Source organism: Pseudomonas sp. S3(2024) (assembly GCF_036861315.1).
Taxonomy (GTDB): domain Bacteria; phylum Pseudomonadota; class Gammaproteobacteria; order Pseudomonadales; family Pseudomonadaceae; genus Aquipseudomonas; species Aquipseudomonas putida_A.
On record NZ_JAZAQQ010000002.1, the window covers coordinates 577,115 to 595,257 of the forward strand.

Annotated in this window: 17 protein-coding genes; 13 read left to right on the top strand and 4 right to left on the bottom strand. The window is 59.1% G+C overall.

The window, feature by feature from the left end; all coding sequences use genetic code 11:
• Positions 1-108 precede the first annotated feature (108 nt).
• From VLA07_RS07360 to VLA07_RS07375, 4 genes are all read left to right on the top strand, one after another.
• A complete protein-coding gene (locus VLA07_RS07360; protein ID WP_333988945.1) occupies positions 109-1,713 on the top strand; it encodes a response regulator in 1,605 nt (534 codons plus the stop codon).
• Positions 1,710-2,402 carry a sensor histidine kinase gene (locus tag VLA07_RS07365; protein ID WP_333988946.1) on the top strand — a complete coding sequence of 231 codons (693 nt, stop codon included), beginning with the start codon at positions 1,710-1,712 and terminating at the stop codon, positions 2,400-2,402. Before VLA07_RS07360 ends, VLA07_RS07365 begins: the two co-directional genes overlap by 4 nt.
• A gap of 200 nt (positions 2,403-2,602) precedes the next feature.
• Complete coding sequence (locus VLA07_RS07370) at positions 2,603-3,844, top strand: glutamine synthetase family protein (protein WP_333989077.1); 1,242 nt, start codon at positions 2,603-2,605, stop codon at positions 3,842-3,844.
• Between the two features lie 69 nt (positions 3,845-3,913).
• On the top strand, positions 3,914-5,290 hold the full coding sequence (locus tag VLA07_RS07375; protein WP_333988947.1) for an MFS transporter: 1,377 nt from the start codon (positions 3,914-3,916) through the stop codon (positions 5,288-5,290).
• A gap of 178 nt (positions 5,291-5,468) precedes the next feature.
• On the opposite strand, the gene VLA07_RS07380 is transcribed toward VLA07_RS07375, so the two are convergent.
• The 4 genes from VLA07_RS07380 to flgA form a co-directional block, all read right to left on the bottom strand.
• Complete coding sequence (locus VLA07_RS07380; RefSeq protein WP_027612274.1) at positions 5,469-6,215, bottom strand: flagellar brake protein; 747 nt, start codon at positions 6,213-6,215, stop codon at positions 5,469-5,471.
• A gap of 92 nt (positions 6,216-6,307) precedes the next feature.
• Positions 6,308-6,775 carry a flagella synthesis protein FlgN gene (locus VLA07_RS07385; protein WP_007963060.1) on the bottom strand — a complete coding sequence of 156 codons (468 nt, stop codon included), beginning with the start codon at positions 6,773-6,775 and terminating at the stop codon, positions 6,308-6,310.
• A gap of 48 nt (positions 6,776-6,823) precedes the next feature.
• Entirely contained in the window at positions 6,824-7,150 is a 327-nt protein-coding gene (gene flgM, locus VLA07_RS07390; protein ID WP_007917589.1) for a flagellar biosynthesis anti-sigma factor FlgM, read from the bottom strand.
• Between the two features lie 160 nt (positions 7,151-7,310).
• The gene (flgA, locus tag VLA07_RS07395) at positions 7,311-8,072 is read right to left on the bottom strand and encodes a flagellar basal body P-ring formation chaperone FlgA (protein ID WP_027612276.1); all 762 of its coding nucleotides are present in this window, start codon (positions 8,070-8,072) and stop codon (positions 7,311-7,313) included.
• An 82-nt stretch (positions 8,073-8,154) separates the two neighbouring features.
• Between flgA and VLA07_RS07400 the strand changes: the two genes are divergently transcribed.
• The 9 genes from VLA07_RS07400 (at position 8,155) to VLA07_RS07440 (ending at position 18,019) form a co-directional block, all read left to right on the top strand.
• Complete coding sequence (locus tag VLA07_RS07400; RefSeq protein WP_103368760.1) at positions 8,155-9,087, top strand: chemotaxis protein CheV; 933 nt, start codon at positions 8,155-8,157, stop codon at positions 9,085-9,087.
• A gap of 46 nt (positions 9,088-9,133) precedes the next feature.
• Positions 9,134-9,961, top strand: coding sequence for a protein-glutamate O-methyltransferase CheR (cheR, locus tag VLA07_RS07405; RefSeq protein WP_333988950.1), 828 nt, complete (start codon positions 9,134-9,136; stop codon positions 9,959-9,961).
• Between the two features lie 367 nt (positions 9,962-10,328).
• Positions 10,329-10,736, top strand: a complete 408-nt coding sequence (flgB, locus tag VLA07_RS07410) for a flagellar basal body rod protein FlgB (protein ID WP_007917581.1) — start codon at positions 10,329-10,331, stop codon at positions 10,734-10,736.
• A 3-nt stretch (positions 10,737-10,739) separates the two neighbouring features.
• Positions 10,740-11,183 carry a flagellar basal body rod protein FlgC gene (gene flgC / locus VLA07_RS07415; protein ID WP_003227217.1) on the top strand — a complete coding sequence of 148 codons (444 nt, stop codon included), beginning with the start codon at positions 10,740-10,742 and terminating at the stop codon, positions 11,181-11,183.
• Between the two features lie 15 nt (positions 11,184-11,198).
• Complete coding sequence (flgD, locus tag VLA07_RS07420; protein WP_027612278.1) at positions 11,199-11,924, top strand: flagellar hook assembly protein FlgD; 726 nt, start codon at positions 11,199-11,201, stop codon at positions 11,922-11,924.
• Between the two features lie 30 nt (positions 11,925-11,954).
• Positions 11,955-13,271 (top strand): flagellar hook protein FlgE, encoded by a 1,317-nt coding sequence (gene flgE, locus VLA07_RS07425; protein WP_027612279.1) that lies wholly within the window; start codon positions 11,955-11,957, stop codon positions 13,269-13,271.
• Positions 13,272-13,461: 190 nt separating this feature from the next.
• Positions 13,462-14,622 carry an efflux RND transporter periplasmic adaptor subunit gene (locus VLA07_RS07430; protein WP_333988952.1) on the top strand — a complete coding sequence of 387 codons (1,161 nt, stop codon included), beginning with the start codon at positions 13,462-13,464 and terminating at the stop codon, positions 14,620-14,622.
• Positions 14,619-16,637, top strand: coding sequence for a MacB family efflux pump subunit (locus VLA07_RS07435; protein WP_442969536.1), 2,019 nt, complete (start codon positions 14,619-14,621; stop codon positions 16,635-16,637). Before VLA07_RS07430 ends, VLA07_RS07435 begins: the two co-directional genes overlap by 4 nt.
• On the top strand, positions 16,634-18,019 hold the full coding sequence (locus VLA07_RS07440) for an efflux transporter outer membrane subunit (RefSeq protein ID WP_247269684.1): 1,386 nt from the start codon (positions 16,634-16,636) through the stop codon (positions 18,017-18,019). Before VLA07_RS07435 ends, VLA07_RS07440 begins: the two co-directional genes overlap by 4 nt.
• The last annotated feature ends 124 nt before the right edge of the window (positions 18,020-18,143 follow it).

The following is an 18,143-nucleotide window of genomic DNA, read 5'->3' on the forward strand; positions in this document are numbered from 1 at the left end:
ACCTCAGACTCGCGCGAAATCGCTTGATAGCATTTAGCCTCCAGCTATCATCTGCGCGCCTGTGAAAACGCCCCCGGTTCACCTACTTCAATTGCCTGGAAATCCTCGATGCTGTCGTATCACCAAAAGAGTTTTCTGATCGTCGATGATTTCTCGGATTTCCGCAGTTCCGTACGCTCGATGCTGCGCGAACTGGGGGTCAAGGATGTGGATACCGCCGATACCGGCGAGCAGGCGCTGAAGATGTGTGCGCAGAAGTCCTATGATTTCATCCTGCAGGATTTCCACCTCGGCGACGGCAAGAAGAACGGCCAGCAGGTGCTGGAAGATCTGATGTCGGAAAAGCTCATCAGCCATGAAGCGGTGTTTGTCATGGTCACGGCCGAGACCAGTCAGGCGATGGTGCTCAGTGCCCTGGAGCATGAGCCGGATGCCTACCTGACCAAGCCGTTCAACCGCTCCGGCCTGGCGCAGCGCCTGGAGCGTCTGGAGCAGCGCAAGACGTTGCTCAAACCGATTCTGCAAGCCCTTGATCGCGGTAAACCGGTCGAGGTGCTCAATGCCTGTATTGCGCTGTGCAAGCAGGACATCCGTTATTCGCCGCTGTGCCTGCGTTATCGCGCCGATGCGCTGCGCGACATGAACCAGAACGAAGCGCTTGAACGCCTCTACGACAGCATCATCGCTGACCGGCCGTTGCCGTGGGCGTTTGCCGGGCTGGGCAAGTTGCTGTTCAAGCGTGGACAAGTGGCGCAGGCCAAGGATGTTTACGAAAAGGCGCTGAAAGTGTTCCCGATGATGCCGGCGTTGTACGACGGCATGGCCGATGTGCTGGTCGCCGAGGGCGATACCAAAGGCGCGCAGCGGGTGCTGGAGGAGGCGATTCGTTTGTCGCCGCTGGCGGTGCGCCGGCAGGCGTTGCTTGGCAAACTGGCGATGGCCAACGAAGACTTCGACACCGCGTCCCGGGCCTATCGTCAGGCGGTGGCGCAGGGCGCGCAGTCGCGTTTCAAGGACCCGGAAAGCAACCTCGGCCTGGCCCATGCCTTGATCAGCAAGGGCAGTGAGCGCGGGCTCGATACGCGCACCCGGCTGGAGATCAACACCACGCTCAGCGCCGTCGCCAAAGAGAATCCGTCTGACCCCGGCCTGCAGATTCGTGCGCGGCTGATGAAGGCCACCAGTCTGCTGCTCAACGATGCCGAGACCGCCGACAAGCTCACCGAACAAGCGCTGATGCGCCTCGACGGCATGGAGCAGTTCATGAGTCCCGAGGCGGCGCTGCTGGTCGCCAAGCAATTGCAGATGCTCGGTCAGGCCGAGGCGGGCACGTCGATGCTCAAGAGCTGTGCGGAGATCTACGGCGACGATCCGGCGGTGATGAAAGACATCGCCAAGCTTACTGACGACCCGACTATCCTCAGTTCGAGCAACGCCGCGGCCGACCTCAACCGGCAGGGCGTGCGTGTGTACAAGACCGGCAACCTGGTGGAGGCCCGCGAGGTGTTCCGCAAGGCGCTGAAGATGCAACCGAAGAACATCAGTATCGCGCTGAACATGGCCCAGTCGCTGCTGCACGGCACCGACACCAGTGTGCCGTCGGCGGAGCTGGAAGAATGTCGGGCCTGCCTGAAAATGGTCGGCCTGATGCCCGACACCGACGCGCGTTTTGCGCGTTATCAGAAGCTGAAAAGCAAGGCGTTTGGCGAATGAACCAAGACGAGCAGGCGCTGGATTTCTCCACGGTGATCGCCTCCACCGTTCACGACATGAAGAACTCGCTTGCGATGCTGATGCAGGCCCACAGCCAGTGGCTGGCGCGTTTGCCTCAAGAGCAGCGTAGCGGGGCGGAGCAGGGCGTGATCGACTTTGAGTTCGCCCACCTCAACGGCATGCTGGTGCAGTTGCTCGGGCTGTACAAACTCGGCGTCAACCAGTTGCCGCTGCAACCGGCGTATCACGAGCTGGATGATTTCATCGAGGCGCAACTGGCCGCGCATCAAGAGGTGTTCGCCAGTCGCGGGATCATTGCTACCTACGAAGTCGATCCGCTGAGCCCGCTGGGTTTCTTCGATCGCGAATTGGTTGCGTCAGTGCTGGGTAACTGCATCAACAACGCGATTCGTTATGCCCGCGAGTCGCTGCTGATTACCGTCAGCGACGAGGCCGGGCAACTGGTGTTGAGCATCAACGATGACGGCGACGGTTACCCGGCCGAGATGCTCGAGCGTCAGGCCGACTACGTGCAGGGCATCAATCACAGCAGCGGCAGCACCGGCCTGGGCCTGTATTTCGCCAACCGCATTGCTGCGTTGCATCAGCGCAATGGCGTGGTCGGGCACACCGAAATCCGCAATGGCGGACCGTTGGGTGGCGGGGTGTTCAGCCTTTATTTACCGTGACTCGGGTTTTTGTTTGACGCTGCTTGATATTCCGAACAGCCGGAGCCTATTTTGTACGGGTCGCCGCTTGCGGCTCGCACAATAACAAGGATTGCGTCATGACAACCGATGGCCAGCGTTCACTCGCGCAGCGACTGACCGGCATTGATGAGATTGAATGTGTCACGCCGGATTTGAACGGCGTGCCGCGCGGCAAGGTGATGACCGCCGAGGGTTTTCTCGAAGGGCGGCGTTTGCAGATGGCGCGGGGTGTGCTGCTGCAATGCATCATGGGCGGTTATCCGCCGGCGCGGTTTTACGGCAGTGATGACGGCGATCTGGCGCTGGTGGCCGAGCCGAGCATGATCCATCCCCTGCCATGGAGCGACGAGCCACGTGCCCTGGCCATCTGCGATGCCGACGAACTGAGCGGCGAAAGCTCCAACCTGTCGACCCGCGGTCAATTGAAGAAAGTCATTGCCCGGTACGCCGCACGCGGTCTGGCGCCGGTAGTGGCGACCGAGCTGGAATTCTTCGTCTTCGCGCCGAACACTGATCCGACCCAGCCGTTCCGTCCGCCAGTCGGCCTCGACGGACGTCGCGAGGATGGGCAGTCGGCCTTCAGCGTCAGTTCCAATAACGGTCTGCGGCCGTTCTTCAGTGAAGTCTATAAATGCATGGCCGCCCTCGGCCTGCCGCGCGATACCTTCATGCATGAAATGGGCGTCAGCCAGTTCGAGATCAATCTGCTGCACGGTGATCCGCTGTTGCTGGCCGACCAGACCTTCCTGTTCAAACACCTGCTCAAGGAAGTCGCGCTCAAGCATGGTCTGAGCGTGGTGTGCATGGCCAAGCCGCTGGCGCACACGCCGGGCAGTTCGATGCACATTCACCAGAGCCTGGTCGAGATCGCCACCGGCAACAACGTGTTCAGTGACGAGAATGGCCAGCCGACGGCGATGTTCCGCCATTTCATCGGTGGGCAGCAGGCGGGCATGGCTGATTTCACAGCGCTGTTCGCGCCGAACGTGAACTCCTATCAGCGTCTGTGTCACCCGTATGCGTCGCCGAACAATGCCTGCTGGTCCCATGACAACCGCGCCGCAGGGTTGCGGATTCCGGCCAGTTCGCCGGTGGCTCGACGCGTGGAAAACCGTTTGCCTGGCGCCGATGCCAACCCGTATCTGGCGATTGCCGCGAGTCTGGCCGCCGGCTTGCATGGGATCGAGCATGAGCTGGAACCGACTGCGGCTATTCAGGGTGAATTCGAAGTGCCGGACAATCTTTCGCTGCCGTGTACCTTGCATGCCGCACTCGAACGTCTGAAACGTAGCCAATTGGCCAGGGAACTGTTCGGACAGGAGTTCATCGAAGGCTACATCGCTTCGAAGACCATGGAGTTGACCAGCTTCTTTGATGAAATCACTCCCTGGGAACGGCGTGTTCTAGCAGCCCAGGCCTGACTAACTGTCGCCGTCGGGCTATCGTCTTGAAAGTCCGATACTCACTGCAAGGAGCCGCTCGGAACGCCGATGCGCCAAATCTGGAAATCCTTTCGAGCGCTGTATTTCGCCTCGCTGATGATGTTGATCGGCTCGGGTCTTCTATCTACTTACCTGGCATTGCGCCTGGCCGCTGACAATGTCGACGGGCTGTGGGTCGGTGCGCTGATGGCGGCCAACTATTTCGGCCTGGTGCTGGGCGGCAAGATCGGTCACCGCTTGATTGCCCGGGTCGGCCACATTCGCGCTTATTCGGCGTGTGCCGGGATCGTCGGCGCGGCGGTGCTCGGGCATGGCCTGGTCGACTGGCTGCCGGCGTGGCTGGTGCTGCGAACCATCGTCGGTCTGGGCATGATGTGCCAATACATGGTGATCGAGAGCTGGCTCAACGAGCAGGCCGACGCCAACCAGCGTGGGCTGGTGTTCAGCGGCTACATGATCGCTTCGTATCTGGGGCTGGTGCTCGGTCAGTTGATTCTGGTCATGCATCCGGGCCTCGGCCTGGAGCTGCTGATGCTGGTCGCGCTGTGTTTTGCCCTGTGTCTGGTGCCGGTGGCGCTGACCCGACGAATTCACCCGGCGCCGCTGCATCCGGCACCGATGGAACCGCGCTTCTTCATCAAGCGGGTGCCGCAGTCGTTGAGCACGGTGCTCGGTGCTGGTCTGATCATCGGCTCGTTCTACGGTCTGGCGCCGCTGTATGCGTCGCAGCAGGGGCTGTCGACCGAGCAGGTCGGTCTGTTCATGGGTAGCTGCATTTTTGCCGGGCTGCTGGTGCAGTGGCCGTTGGGCTGGTTGTCCGACCGTTATGACCGGGCGCTGCTGATCCGCTGCTTCGCCGGGTTCCTCGCGGTGGCGGCGTTGCCGTTGGCGATCCTGCCGCAGGTGCCGCTGGAAGTTCTGTTTGTCGTCGGGTTCATGTGTTCGCTGGTGCAGTTCTGCCTGTATCCGTTGGCAGTGGCGTTCTCCAACGACCACGTCGAGGGCGATCGCCGGGTGTCGCTGACGGCGATGCTGCTGGTGACTTACGGTGTCGGCGCCAGTATCGGGCCGTTACTGGCCGGTGTGCTGATGAAGCTGTTTGGCAGCCAGAGTCTGTACGCGTTTTTCAGTTTCTTCGCGCTGGTGCTGGTGTGGCGCATCCGCCCGAAAGCGGTGACCAATCTGCATCAGGTCGACGACGCACCGCTGCATCACGTGGCGATGCCGGACAGCATGTCCAGCTCGCCGTTGGTGGCAGCACTCGATCCGCGAGTGGATGAGCAGGTGGTGCAGGAGCAGATGCAGACCACGGTTACGCCAGAACCGGAGCCAGAACCCGAAGTGCAGCCTGAAGCGGCGGTGGAAGCTGATCCGGCTGATGAGGGGGATAAACCAGCACCGGACATCAGTGGGGCCAGACCCTGAAATGTGGGAGCGGGCTTGCTCGCGAAGGCGGCGTGTCAGCCAGCATCAATTTTTAATGTCGGGCCGTATTCGCGAGCAAACCCGCTCCCACAATGGATCTCCAGTCGCCGCGAGATTAAATCGCGCATAAAAAAGGGCAGTCCCGCCAAGGACTGCCCTTTCTATTTGCCTGTAGGAATTACAGATCGTCTTTATCGAACCGGCGTGCTTCACGCTGCAACTGATAGACGAAGCGTTCGACGTTGCGCGCCGCCTGGCCGCTGATGTTGTGGAAACGCAGGCCGGCGAAGGTGATGTTGAGCTTTTCTTCGAAGTGCAGATAACGCAGTTCGACCGAGATCGGTTGATTGCCAAACAGCGGGGTGGCGATCATGCGGTCGTAGACCTGACCCAGTTGCAGGCGGTCGGTGATGTCGCCTTCAAAGCGCAGCTTGCAACCGGTGGCGGAAATATCCAGCAGTTTGCCGTTGATCGGCGCCTTGAGCTTTTCGCCGCCGAGTTCGACGCTGACCAGGTCAGTCAGCTTCAGGGCTGCACGAAAGGCGTTGCGGCGCTGGTGGTAAACGACTTCGGTCGGCAGTTCACCGGTGTAGAAGCGATCGCCCTCGGACTCTTCAATGTTCAGCTTACCGGTGCATTCCCAGGCGATGCGCACGCCCTCGTGGAAGCCTTCGACCTTGAACGGTTCGCCCGCCTGCAGAAAGCGCTCGCCATCGCGCGGGATCATTTCGTCCAGGGCAATCGTTGCGGTTTCGCGGTCGACCTTGATCAGGTAGCTCTGAAAGCGCTGGCTGCGCTCGTGGAACGTGATGATCAGCGGATCGTGGCTTTCTTGCAGCTGGCGCAGGTTGCTGGAGATTTCCAGGGGCGTGGTCAGCACCTTTGGTGGCTGCGGACTATCATCCGCGCTTAGGGCGTTTGGCACGTTTTCTCAATCTCCAGACAAAATTTGACTACGACTAGCCAGCATTTTGCCAGCATGTTTCGCGGGTTGATAGTGCAGGCACATCGAATGGCTCACGCCTGGCTGAGCGTACGCGGCTTGGTGGGTTTGGCGAAAGTGCCCGAGGCGTCATACAACGCTGGCGGCTCGCCCCCGGTGAGGATTTTCAGTTGATTGGCCGTGGCGGCCTGCTGAATCTGGATCGACTGGCCGTTCTTGACGTTCGCCGCCTGGCACTGGGCAATCAGGTCGGTCAACACGTCGCTCTGGGCCAGCAGCTGGTCGCCAATGCTCGAGTGGCTGGCCAGTTGCTCCAGGCCCTGACGGTCGAGCGGCAGGTTGAGGCTGGCGAGGATTTCGCTGCGCTTGCGGCCATGCTGTTCAAGCAAAATGATCAATGCCTGTTTGCGCGCCAGAATATCTTCGAGCAAAGGCATGTCGCGACCGTGCAAAGCGAGGGACTCGGTTTGCAGCAACTCCAGCAATTGTTGAGCTGGAGCAAAGTCGTCGGTGATCAGTTGCAATAAATTAGTGTCGTGCATGGCTGGCCTTGGGTTTTAAGCGTCCAAAAGCCTGGCGCCGGCAAAAGCCTAGCGCTGGGCTTCGAAGTTGAGCAGTTTGCTGGCTACACGGTTGCTGTCGACTTTATAGCTGCCATCGGCAATCGCTGCTTTCAACTCGGCCACCCGGGCTTTGTCGACGGCAGGCTGATCGCGCAGCTTGTCAGTGACCTTCTGCAACTGTTGAGCCTCATTGCTGAGGTGTACCGATTCCCCGCTTTTTGCGGTACTGGCCGTTTCGGCCTGGGTATTCAGCGGCGCGGAGGTGCCGGATTCGGCGGTTTCCTTGGCGTTGCTGGTACGTGTACTGCCCGTAAGTGACGAGGAGCTGTTCAAACGGCTGAAATCGATGACCATGTTAAAAACCTCTGGGAATTTGGACGCTTGCCATGTTCTCGGCCATTCCCTGGAAAACTTTAGGCTCACTTTGCAATGAGCTGCATGTGCCGAAGCGTGTTCTGCTGCGGCACAGTTTAGGGAAGCATCGAGGCCGGCGCCAGTTTTCTGCCTGAGCGTTTTACATGGCCACTTCCACTTGGCCCGGCGCGATGACCTGCGCCTTGATCACCCGGTTGGAATTGAGGTTTTTCACCCGGATCTGTTCTTTCAAACCGCCATTGGCCAGGGCTTCGCCGGGCATGCGCACGGCGAGCGTACCGCTGCGGGCGATGATGACCACCTGATCACCCTTGCGCACCACTTCAGCCTGTTCCAGATGCACCAGGGTAATCACCTGATCGGCGACCGTTGGTCGGGTCAATTTCTGCCCGATGGCTTCATCCACCGACGTCAGGAAACCCTGATTGATCTGGCTGATGTCGCGTTCACGCAAGGTCACATCCTGCGGCTCGATAATTCCGGCGCGTTTCAGCGGGCGAGTGGTGGTGACAATCTCGCGAAACAGGCGGACTTGAGCGGGCACGAACACCGTCCACGGCGAGCTTCCCTCGCACCGGACCTTGACCGTAACCCGGCCCAGCGGACGGGCCGGACTCTCCAGCGACGCTGTCAATTCCTTGTCGCACATAGGCATGCGCATACGCGGGTCGAGCTGGTTGACCTCGATTTCGTAGCGGCCTTCCGTTTGACTGGTAGCCAGATAGTCTTCTACGGTGAACTCAAGAAAGCCCTGGGTGACGCCGATAAGCATGTCAGGCAAGGTAACCGTATCAGCACCGGCAGGGCTGCCAGCGAAGAAGAAGCAGACGGCAGACACCGCGCACAGCGCTTTGCGGGTGCGGGAGGTCAGGCGTCGGAAAAATGTCGTTTGAGCGTTCATAAGAGTTAAAAAGCAAGCGCCGTGCCGTTTAGCAATGAATGTGCGTCGCAACAACACTTGGCGTTGGTGTAGGAGTCTGGGCATGGCTGGTGTAATGGATTCGGTGAACCAGCGCACGCAACTGGTAGGGCAGAATCGCCTGGAGCTGTTGTTGTTCCGTCTTGACGGTCAGCAGCTCTACGGCATCAACGTGTTCAAGGTGCGGGAAGTGCTGCAATGCCCGTCGCTGACGTTGATGCCCAAGTCCAGTCCTGTCGTGTGCGGGGTGGCGAATATCCGGGGGGCGACCATTCCGATCCTTGATCTGGCAATGGCGACCGGTTCCGGGGCGTTGAAAGACAAGAACAGTCCGTTCGTGATCATCACGGAGTACAACACCAAGACCCAGGGTTTCCTGGTTCGCTCGGTGGAGCGCATCGTCAACATGAACTGGGAAGAGATCCATCCGCCGCCCAAGGGCACGGGTCGCGATCACTACCTGACCGCTGTGACTCGGGTCGACAATCAGTTAGTCGAAATCATCGATGTCGAGAAGGTGCTGGCGGAAGTGGCGCCGACGCCCGAGGCGATTTCGGTCGGTGTGGTCGATGTCGAAACCCAGAGCAAGGCGTTGTCGCTGCGGGTGCTGACGGTCGATGACTCGTCAGTGGCGCGCAAGCAGGTCACGCGTTGCCTGCAGACGGTCGGGGTCGAAGTGGTGGCGCTGAACGACGGCAAGCAGGCGCTGGATTACCTGCGCAAGCTGGTCGAAGAGGGCAAGAAGCCGGAAGAAGAGTTCCTGATGATGATTTCCGACATCGAGATGCCGGAGATGGACGGGTACACCCTGACGGCGGAGATCCGCAGCGACCCGCGCATGCAAAAGCTTCATATCATCCTGCATACTTCGTTGTCGGGGGTATTCAATCAGGCGATGGTCAAGAAAGTCGGTGCCGATGACTTCCTGGCCAAATTCCGTCCTGATGACCTGGCATCCCGGGTAGTCGACCGGATCAAAGCAGCAGATATCAGCTAGGGACCTTTTGTCCCTGGCGGTCAACACGATTTAAGAGGCGGCATCATTGTCTACGGGTAATTTGGATTTCGAACAGTTCCGGGTCTTCCTGGAAAAAGCCTGTGGCATTTTGCTCGGTGAAAACAAGCAGTACCTGGTCTCGAGCCGTCTCAACAAACTGATGGAGCAGCAAGGCATCAAGTCCTTGGGTGAGCTGGTACAGCGCATCCAGGCCCAGCCGCGCAGCGGTTTGCGCGAGCAGGTGGTCGATGCCATGACGACCAACGAAACCCTATGGTTTCGGGACACCTATCCGTTTGAAGTCTTGAAGAACAAGGTGCTACCCGAGGCGATCAAGGCCAGTCCCAACCAGCGTCTGCGGATCTGGTCGGCGGCGTGCTCATCGGGTCAGGAACCGTATTCGCTGTCGATGTCGATCGACGAGTTCGAGCGCAGCAACCTCGGTCAGTTGAAGATGGGCGTGCAGATTGTTGCCACGGACTTGTCCGGCAGCATGCTGACCAACTGCAAGACCGGCGAGTACGACAGCCTGGCGATCGGCCGCGGTTTGTCCGCCGATCGTCTGCAGCGCTACTTCGACCCGAAAGGGCCGGGGCGCTGGGTGATCAAGGCGCCGATCAAGAACCGGGTGGAATTCCGTTCGTTCAACCTGCTCGACAGCTACGCGAGTCTGGGCAAGTTCGACATCGTGTTCTGCCGCAACGTGCTGATCTACTTCTCCGCCGAGGTGAAGAAAGACATCCTGTTGCGCATTCACAGCACATTGAAGCCGGGCGGGTATCTGTTCCTTGGCGCGTCCGAAGCGCTGAACGGTTTGCCGGATCATTACCAGATGGTCCAGTGCAGCCCGGGGATCATTTACCAGGCGAAGTGATTGCACCGGCAATACGAAAAAACGGCGGGCCCGCAAAGGCCTGCCGTTTTTTTGTGCCTGAATTATCTCCCTCACACACCACAAATCCCCTGTGGGAGCGGGCTTGCTCGCGAAGGCGGTGTGTCAGGAAAACAAATATTGACTGAGATGACGCCTTCGCGAGCAAGCCCGCTCCCACAGTCGTACGGTGTCGGTGGGGGGGGACAGGCGGCAGAAAAGCGGCAGCCAGCGGAAACCGTTTGCCGCTTTTCTGGCATTGCCGCTTTGCCGACTCCTCGCAAAGCCCCGGTTTATGGGGGTTGTTCTGTTTGGCACGGCGCTTGCTAAAGCTCAGGTACGAAAAACCGGTCACCCGAAGGTTCCCGACATGAGCATCAGCTTCGATAAAGCGCTCGGCATTCACGAAAAGGCACTGGGCTTCCGCGCCCAGCGTGCCGAAGTGTTGGCCAACAACATCGCCAACGCCGATACCCCGAACTACAAGGCTCGGGATCTGGACTTCTCCAAAGTGCTTGAAGCACAGACCCAGAAGAACGCCAACGGCACCATCGCCCTGAACATGACCAACAGCCGTCACATCGAAGCTGAAGGCCTGGGCAATGGCGACGAGTCGCTGATGTATCGCACGCCGATGCAGCCTTCGATCGACCAGAACACCGTGGACGCTCAGCTTGAACAGTCGAACTACGCGGAAAACGCGGTCGGCTTCCAGGCCAGCTTCACCCTGCTCAACAGCAAATTCAAAGGGCTGGTGTCAGCCCTGCGCGGAGAGTAATCCATGTCCCTGTCCAGCGTTTTCAACATTGCCGGCAGCGGCATGAGCGCACAAACCACGCGTCTGAACACCGTGGCTTCGAACATCGCCAACGCCGAAACCGTTTCGTCGAGCATCGACCAGACCTACCGCGCCCGTCACCCGGTGTTTGCCACCATGTTCCAGGGCGGCCAGAACAGTGGCAGCAACTCGCTGTTCCAGAGCCAGGACGCCGCAGGGCAGGGCGTGCAGGTACTTGGCGTGGTCGAAGACCAGAGCAACCTCGAAGCGCGTTACGAGCCGAACCATCCGGCCGCTGACGCCAAAGGCTACGTCTACTACCCGAACGTCAACGTGGTGGAAGAAATGGCTGACATGATTTCCGCGAGCCGTTCATTCCAGACCAACGCCGAAATGATGAACACCGCCAAAACCATGATGCAGAAGGTACTGACCCTCGGTCAGTAATAAGGGGCGACTGCCATGAGCGTTACCGATACCACCAGCAGCCTGAGCATGAATGACATCCTGGCGAACTCGTCGAAAAAGACCAGTTCGACCACCGGTGGCATTGCTTCGGCCACCAACAGCGCCACCGGCGGCCAGGCGCTGGGCAAGGATGCGTTCCTGCAACTGCTGGTCACCCAGCTGAAAAACCAGAACCCGCTCGATCCGCAGGACAACAGTGCCTTCGTGGCGCAGTTGGCGCAGTTCAGCAGCCTTGAGGGCATTACCACCCTCAACAGCACCGTCAGCTCGCTGGCCGGCAACTACAACTCGTCACAGGCGCTGCAGGCGTCGTCGCTGGTCGGTCGCAACGTGATCGTGCAGACCAACAGCGTGCAGATGGACGACCCGAGCAAGGGCATGACCGGTTCGGCCACCGTGCCGTCGTCGATTGCCGGCGGCACGGTCACCATCACCGACAGCAGCGGCGCGATCGTGCGAACCATTGATCTGGGCAGTCGCGCCGCAGGCAGCGCGAGCTTCACCTGGGACGGCAAGGACAAAGACGGCAATCTGGTGAAGGCCGGAACCTACACCGTCAAAGCCAACGCATCGATCAATGGCACCGCGACCGACCTGGCAACGTACCTGCCAGCCACGGTCAACAGCGTGACCATCAGCCAGACCGGCGGCGAGCTGATGCTCAACCTGTCCGGCAAGGGCACCGTCGCCCTGTCCAAAGTACAAACCATTGGTATATAGAGCCGACTAACCGGCACAAAGGAGTGGAATATGTCTTTCAATATCGGCCTTAGCGGTCTCTATGCAGCCAACAAACAACTGGACGTGACCGGCAACAACATCGCCAACGTCGCGACCGCCGGTTTCAAATCGTCCCGTGCAGAATTTGCAGACGTCTACTCGGCCACTCGCCTGGGTACCGGCAGTAAGGTCATCGGCAACGGTGTGCGTCTGGCCAACGTATCCCAGCAGTTCACCCAGGGTGACATCAACAACACCGGTAACGTGCTGGACATGGGCATCAACGGTTCGGGCTTCTTCACCATGAGCAACAACGGCTCGATCTCTTACACCCGGGCCGGTACGTTCAAGGTCGACGATAAAGGCTACATCACCAACACCGACTACACCTCGCGTCTGCAGGGTTACGGTGTGGATGCCAACGGCAAGGTCATCAACGGCGTACTGACCGACCTGAAGATCGACACTTCGAACCTGGCGCCAAAGTCCACCTCGTTGGTGACGTCGACTATCAACCTGGACTCGACCGCTCCGGTGATCGACGACACAGCGCCGGCCGGCAAATTCGACCCGACCAACCTCGCGACCTACACCAAATCGTTCAGCACGCCGATCTATGACAGCCAGGGCAACATGCACCCGATGGATCAGTACGTGGTCAAGACCGGTGCCAACACCTGGAAGGTCTACACCCTGGTAGACGGGCGTAACCCGGACGCTACCGGTAGCGATCCGAAGGTCACCGCGCCGACACCTTCGACCATGACGTTTGACTCCGCTGGCAAACTGACTCAGGTCAGCACCCTGCCTGGTCCGGTGATCAGCAGCGACTTGAAGCTCAGCGGCTGGGTTCCGGGTAACGTGGTCAACGGTACCTTCAAACCTAACGGTGCCGCCGCGAACACGGCCGGCATTACCATTTCGATGGCGCAGACTACCCAGTACAACGCCGATACCGCCCGTTCGATCCCGACCCAGGACGGCTATGCTACTGGCCAGATCACTAACCTGACCATCGACGGTACCGGTACCCTGTTCGCCAACTTCAGCAACAACCAGAACAAGGCCATCGGCCAGGTTGCGCTGGCCAGCTTCACTAACGAGCAGGGCCTGCAAGCGATCGGTGGAACGAGCTGGAAGGAAACGTTCGCCTCGGGTATCCCGGGTTATGACGCTCCGCAAACCGGTACCCTGGGTTCCATCCAGTCCAACTCGCTGGAAGAGTCGAACGTTAACCTGACCAACGAGCTGGTAGACCTGATCAAGGGCCAGAGCAACTATCAGGCGAACGCGAAGACCATTTCGACCCAGAGCACCATCATGCAAACCATCATTCAGATGACCTGATATCGATGTTTTGTAAAAAGCTGTAACGGAAAGCCCCTCTTTGAGGGGCTTTCTTGTTTAATGCGCGCGCCGGGGGCCACTCGTCTGCGGCATCGTATTTGTGCCGGCGTATTCATGCGCTTGCTCAGGCAACACCCGGGCGCCAATGAACGGTTCGCCCAACCACAGACAGGGATGTAACGATCACTCCATGGTTTTTTTCTCTCGCTCCCGAATCGTCCTCGGGACGTTGTTCGTCAGTGCATTGCTGGTCTGGTTTATAGGGGGGCAGGGCTGGGGCGCCACGCCAAGGAAATATCTGACCACGACCGTCACCGTCGAGGATCTTGAAGAAACCGTATTGGCCAGTGGTACGGTCAAGCCTTTCCAGCAAGTCAGTGTTGGCGCACAGGTCAACGGGCAACTCCAGAGCCTGAAGGCCGGGTTGGGCGATACGGTGCGCCAAGGTCAGCTGCTGGCCGAGATTGACCCGTTGTTGCCACAGAACGAATTGCTCAAGTCACGGGCAGCATTGCTCAGTGTCCGGGCACAATATAAGGCTCGACAGGCGCTGATTCGCCAGTACGAACTTGATTTTCGTCGCAAGCAAAGTCTGGTTGCCAGTGAGGCCGGTTCGCGGGCTGATCTGGAAATAGCCGAAGCGCAATTGCAAAGCTCACGTGCCGAACTGGCTTCCCTGGCTGCGCAGATTTCCCAGGCGGAGATAGAAATCCGCATCGCCGAAGTCAACCTTGGCTATACGCGTATCAGTGCGCCGATGGACGGGGAAGTCATTGCCGTGGTGACGAGGCAGGGGCAGACCGTCGTTTCCGCGCAAAGTGTCCCGACTTTGCTGATCCTGGCCCGACTGGACCGGATGACGGTCGAGGCGCGGATATCCGAAGCTGACGTGGTTCGAGTCAAGCCAGGCCAGGCGGTGTCCTTCAGTATCCTGGGCGATCCGGATCGGCGCTTTGAAAGTCATATTCGGGCGGTAGAACCGGCGCCAGAGTCCATTGCCCGGCAGGACACGATGCAGGGTAGCGGTGGCTCGACTGCTGGCGGTGCCGACGCAGCGGTGTACTACAACGCTCTGTTTGACGTGCCCAATGACGATCGTTCGTTGCGCACATCAATGACGGCGCAGGTCAGTGTGCTGCTCGCTTCTGCGCCAAAAGCCACAATGGTGTCGGTGGCTGCGTTGGGCAAGCGTGCCGCGGATGGCCGCTATGAAGTGCGTCGACTGGTTGATGGTCAGTTGCAGACGGTGCTGGTCAAAACCGGTTTGCGCAATGACCTTAATGTTCAGGTATTGGACGGTCTCAAGGAGCATGACGAAGTTGTCCTCGGCGAAGAGCCGGAGCCTCAATGAGCAGCGCGAACGATCTTCGCGGCTTGACGCCGGATGCGATGAACGACGTGTTGCCGGCCAAGCCGCTATTGTCCCTTGAAGGTGTGCAGCGTTGGTTCGCTGATGGCGAGGCCAGAACGCAAGTGTTGCGGGACGTGAATCTGACCATTGGCGCCGGAGAAATGGTGGCGATTATCGGTCCGTCCGGCTCCGGAAAATCCAGCCTGATGAATATCCTCGGCTGTCTGGATCGTCCCTCCGCCGGTCGCTACTGCATCAACGGTCTCGACATGGCCGGTATGAGCAGCGATGAGCTGGCGACATTGCGTCGTGAGCATTTCGGGTTCATTTTCCAGCGCTTTCATTTGCTGTCGCATTTGAGCGCCGAGGCCAACGTCCAGGTGCCGGCCATTTACGCCGACCAGTCGTTTATCGAATGTCAGCAACAGGCCAGGGCATTGTTGCAACGCCTGGGGCTGGGGCAGCGCCTGCAGCATCGGCCGGGGCAGCTTTCCGGTGGTCAGCAGCAGCGGGTCAGTATTGCCCGTGCGCTGATCAATGGTGGCGCGGTGATCCTGGCTGACGAACCTACTGGCTCGCTGGACTCACGCAGTGGTGAAGAGGTAATGGCCATCCTGCGTGAACTGCACCGTAGCGGCCACACCATTATTATCGTGACCCATGACGTGCAGGTGGCGCAGCACGCTGACCGAATTATCGAGATTCATGACGGAGAGATCGTCGCGGATCAATCGAATGCCAGCCGAAAAGTGCCTGCGGCGCAGGTCGCCGAGGCTGGTGAAAGTACGCAAGATCAGGGGCGCGAAGTAGCGGCGGTGCAGTGGCGTCGCTTCAGCGAGGCTTTCAAGATGGCCTGGGTTTCCCTCTGCAGCCATCGTATGCGTACATTGCTGACCATGCTGGGGATCATCATCGGCATCGCCTCAGTGGTGTCGGTGGTCGCTTTGGGGCAGGGCGCGCAGACCCGAGTACTGCGCGATATCAGCGCCATGGGCACCAATACCATCGATGTTTATCCTGGCAAGGACTGGGGGGATGAGCAGGCCGCCTCGATCCGCACCCTGCAACCTGTGGATCTGCGGATCATCCAGGGGCAGTCCTGGGTCGACAGTGTCTCGGCGATGGTCAATGGCAGCCGAACGATTCGCTATCGCAATCTGCATGTCAGTGCCACCGTCAATGGTGTCGGCCACGATTACTTCCAGGTGATGGGCATCCGCATGAGCAAGGGGGCGGTGTTCAGTGCCAGCGATGTAATGCGCCGCGGCCAGACCCTGATCATTGATCACAATACTCGACAACGGCTGTTCAAGGAGTGGGAGCAGCCACTGGGCAAAGTCATCCTGGTGGGCGGCCTGCCTTGCACGGTGGTAGGGGTCATGGAAAGTCGCGATGACGGTTTTTCAGGGCCAAGCCTGCAGGTCTATCTGCCTTATACGACGGTGATGGGGCGCTTGTTGGGGCAGAGCCATTTCAATTCGATCAAGGTTCGGCTCAGGGAGCAGGTTGCCAGTCCAGCAGCAGAGCAAGCACTGCAAACATTGTTGGTGGCACGTCATGGGCGCGCGGATTTTTTCCTCAGCTCCAGCGACAGCATCCTTAAAATCGTACAGAAAACCACAGACACACTGACCCTGCTGATTTCTGCGGTGGCGCTCATTTCACTGTTGGTTGGTGGTATCGGCGTGATGAATATCATGCTGGTGTCGGTCACCGAGCGCACCCGGGAGATTGGCATCCGCATGGCGGTCGGCGCGCGGCGCACGGACATCCTGCAGCAGTTTTTGATCGAGGCGGTGCTGGTCTGTCTGCTGGGGGGCTTGTTGGGTGTCCTGCTTTCGTTGTTGATCAGCCAGGTGTTCGGCTATTTCGTGCAGACAATCGTTATGGAATTCACGGCTTTGGCCATGATTTCAGCGTGTTTGTGTTCGCTGCTGGTCGGCGTGTTGTTCGGTTATATCCCGGCGCGCAATGCCGCCCGGCTTGATCCCATTCAGGCGTTGTCCAGAGAATGAAGTACACCAAGCGCAAGTGGATCTGGGCATTGCCATTGCCTTTGTTGTTGGGCGGCTGCAGCGCTCTGCTGCACAGCGAATATCGTCAACCGCAAGTGAAGACGCCGGCCTTCTGGTTTGGCGACGCATCCCGTGAGCGCTCATTGAGTGTGCGAGAGCGATGGTGGGAAACGTTTGATGATCCACGTCTGAACGCCTTGGTCGACGACGCCCTGGCGCGCAATAACGATCTTGCAGTTGCTGCGCTCAGAGTGCGTCGGGCAGCGCTTCAGGCAGGGCTCACCGGCACCAATATCACGCCCGATCTGGACGTGGGGGCGGGGGCGGACTGGAGCAGGAATCTACATCGAGACAATTCAAGCCAGCGTCGATTTTCCACGAGCGCGACGGTGCGTTACGAAGTCGATTTGTGGGGGAAACTGGCGAGTACGCGCGATGCCGGGCAATGGTCGCTGTTGGCGACCGACTTTGACCGGCGTGCCAGCGCGCTGAGCCTGGTGGGTACGACGGCGCGCCTGTATTGGCAGATCGGCCTGTTCAACGAACTGGTCCGGTCTGCGCGGGAAAGTATCGGGTACGCCGAGCAGACGTTGCAACTGGTGCAGTCTCAACATCTGGCGGGTGCGGCGACGGGTCTTGAAGAGGCACAAGCCGAGCAGGTGTTGGCCACGCAGCGTGCTGTATTGAGTGACTATTTGCAGCAACTTGAAGTGGCGCGCAACGCACTGGCCATTGTCTTTGATCAGGCACCCGAGCATCGGTTTGCAGAACTTGTGCAATTACCTTCGACGGCATTGGCGAGTGTGCCGGCAGGCTTGCCGGCTGATCTGGTTGATCGACGTCCGGATTTGCAGGCGGCTGAATGGCGATTGCGCCAGGCGCTGTCGAACTATGACGCAACGCGTGCCAGTTTCTATCCCTCGTTCACCCTGACGGGCGGTCTGGCTACTGGCGGTAGTCGAGAGTTAAGCCAAGTGCTCAATAACCCTGTCGGTCTATTGGGTGTTGGTATCAGTCTGCCGTTTGTGCAATGGAATGTTCGCAAGTACACAGTGGGTATATCGGCGGTGGACTATGAGGCGGCGATAATCGACTTTCGTCAGAGCCTTTATATCGCGCTGGCGGAAGTTGAAGACGCCCTGTCGGCGCAAGTGCAGTTGGCTGATCAGGGGGGACGGCGAGAGCAGGCTCTGGTCGCCGCAATGAAAGCCGAAGGGTTGGCCGAAATTCGTTATCGCAGCGGGCAAACGGGTATCAAGGAGTGGCTGGATCTGCAAGAGAGCCGGCGTGCCGCGCAAATTTCACTGGCGCAGAATCGCTTCGAGCGACTGCAGGCGCAAATGGGACTGTACCTGGCGCTGGGCGGAGGCTTCGCGCGTTAATTTATTGCGCAGACAAACGTTAACTTATTGGGATGTTGTTTTTAATTAAGGAAGATTGTGCCGCGTGTCTGGTTTTAGTTAGCGTATTTTTTGATTTAGGTCAGTGGTTTGTATGCAATTAATG

Bases quoted from the DNA above. Each gene is read 5' to 3' on its own strand.
- VLA07_RS07360 (WP_333988945.1), top strand. From the start codon at position 109: ATGCTGTCGTATCACCAAAAGAGTTTTCTGATCGTCGATGATTTCTCG.
- VLA07_RS07365 (WP_333988946.1), top strand. From the start codon at position 1,710: ATGAACCAAGACGAGCAGGCGCTGGATTTCTCCACGGTGATCGCCTCC.
- VLA07_RS07370 (WP_333989077.1), top strand. From the start codon at position 2,603: ATGACCGCCGAGGGTTTTCTCGAAGGGCGGCGTTTGCAGATGGCGCGG.
- VLA07_RS07375 (WP_333988947.1), top strand. From the start codon at position 3,914: ATGCGCCAAATCTGGAAATCCTTTCGAGCGCTGTATTTCGCCTCGCTG.
- VLA07_RS07385 (WP_007963060.1), bottom strand. From the start codon at position 6,775: ATGCACGACACTAATTTATTGCAACTGATCACCGACGACTTTGCTCCA.
- flgM (WP_007917589.1), bottom strand. From the start codon at position 7,150: ATGGTCATCGATTTCAGCCGTTTGAACAGCTCCTCGTCACTTACGGGC.
- flgA (WP_027612276.1), bottom strand. From the start codon at position 8,072: ATGAACGCTCAAACGACATTTTTCCGACGCCTGACCTCCCGCACCCGC.
- VLA07_RS07400 (WP_103368760.1), top strand. From the start codon at position 8,155: ATGGCTGGTGTAATGGATTCGGTGAACCAGCGCACGCAACTGGTAGGG.
- flgB (WP_007917581.1), top strand. From the start codon at position 10,329: ATGAGCATCAGCTTCGATAAAGCGCTCGGCATTCACGAAAAGGCACTG.
- flgC (WP_003227217.1), top strand. From the start codon at position 10,740: ATGTCCCTGTCCAGCGTTTTCAACATTGCCGGCAGCGGCATGAGCGCA.
- flgD (WP_027612278.1), top strand. From the start codon at position 11,199: ATGAGCGTTACCGATACCACCAGCAGCCTGAGCATGAATGACATCCTG.
- flgE (WP_027612279.1), top strand. From the start codon at position 11,955: ATGTCTTTCAATATCGGCCTTAGCGGTCTCTATGCAGCCAACAAACAA.
- VLA07_RS07430 (WP_333988952.1), top strand. From the start codon at position 13,462: ATGGTTTTTTTCTCTCGCTCCCGAATCGTCCTCGGGACGTTGTTCGTC.
- VLA07_RS07435 (WP_442969536.1), top strand. From the start codon at position 14,619: ATGAGCAGCGCGAACGATCTTCGCGGCTTGACGCCGGATGCGATGAAC.
- VLA07_RS07440 (WP_247269684.1), top strand. From the start codon at position 16,634: ATGAAGTACACCAAGCGCAAGTGGATCTGGGCATTGCCATTGCCTTTG.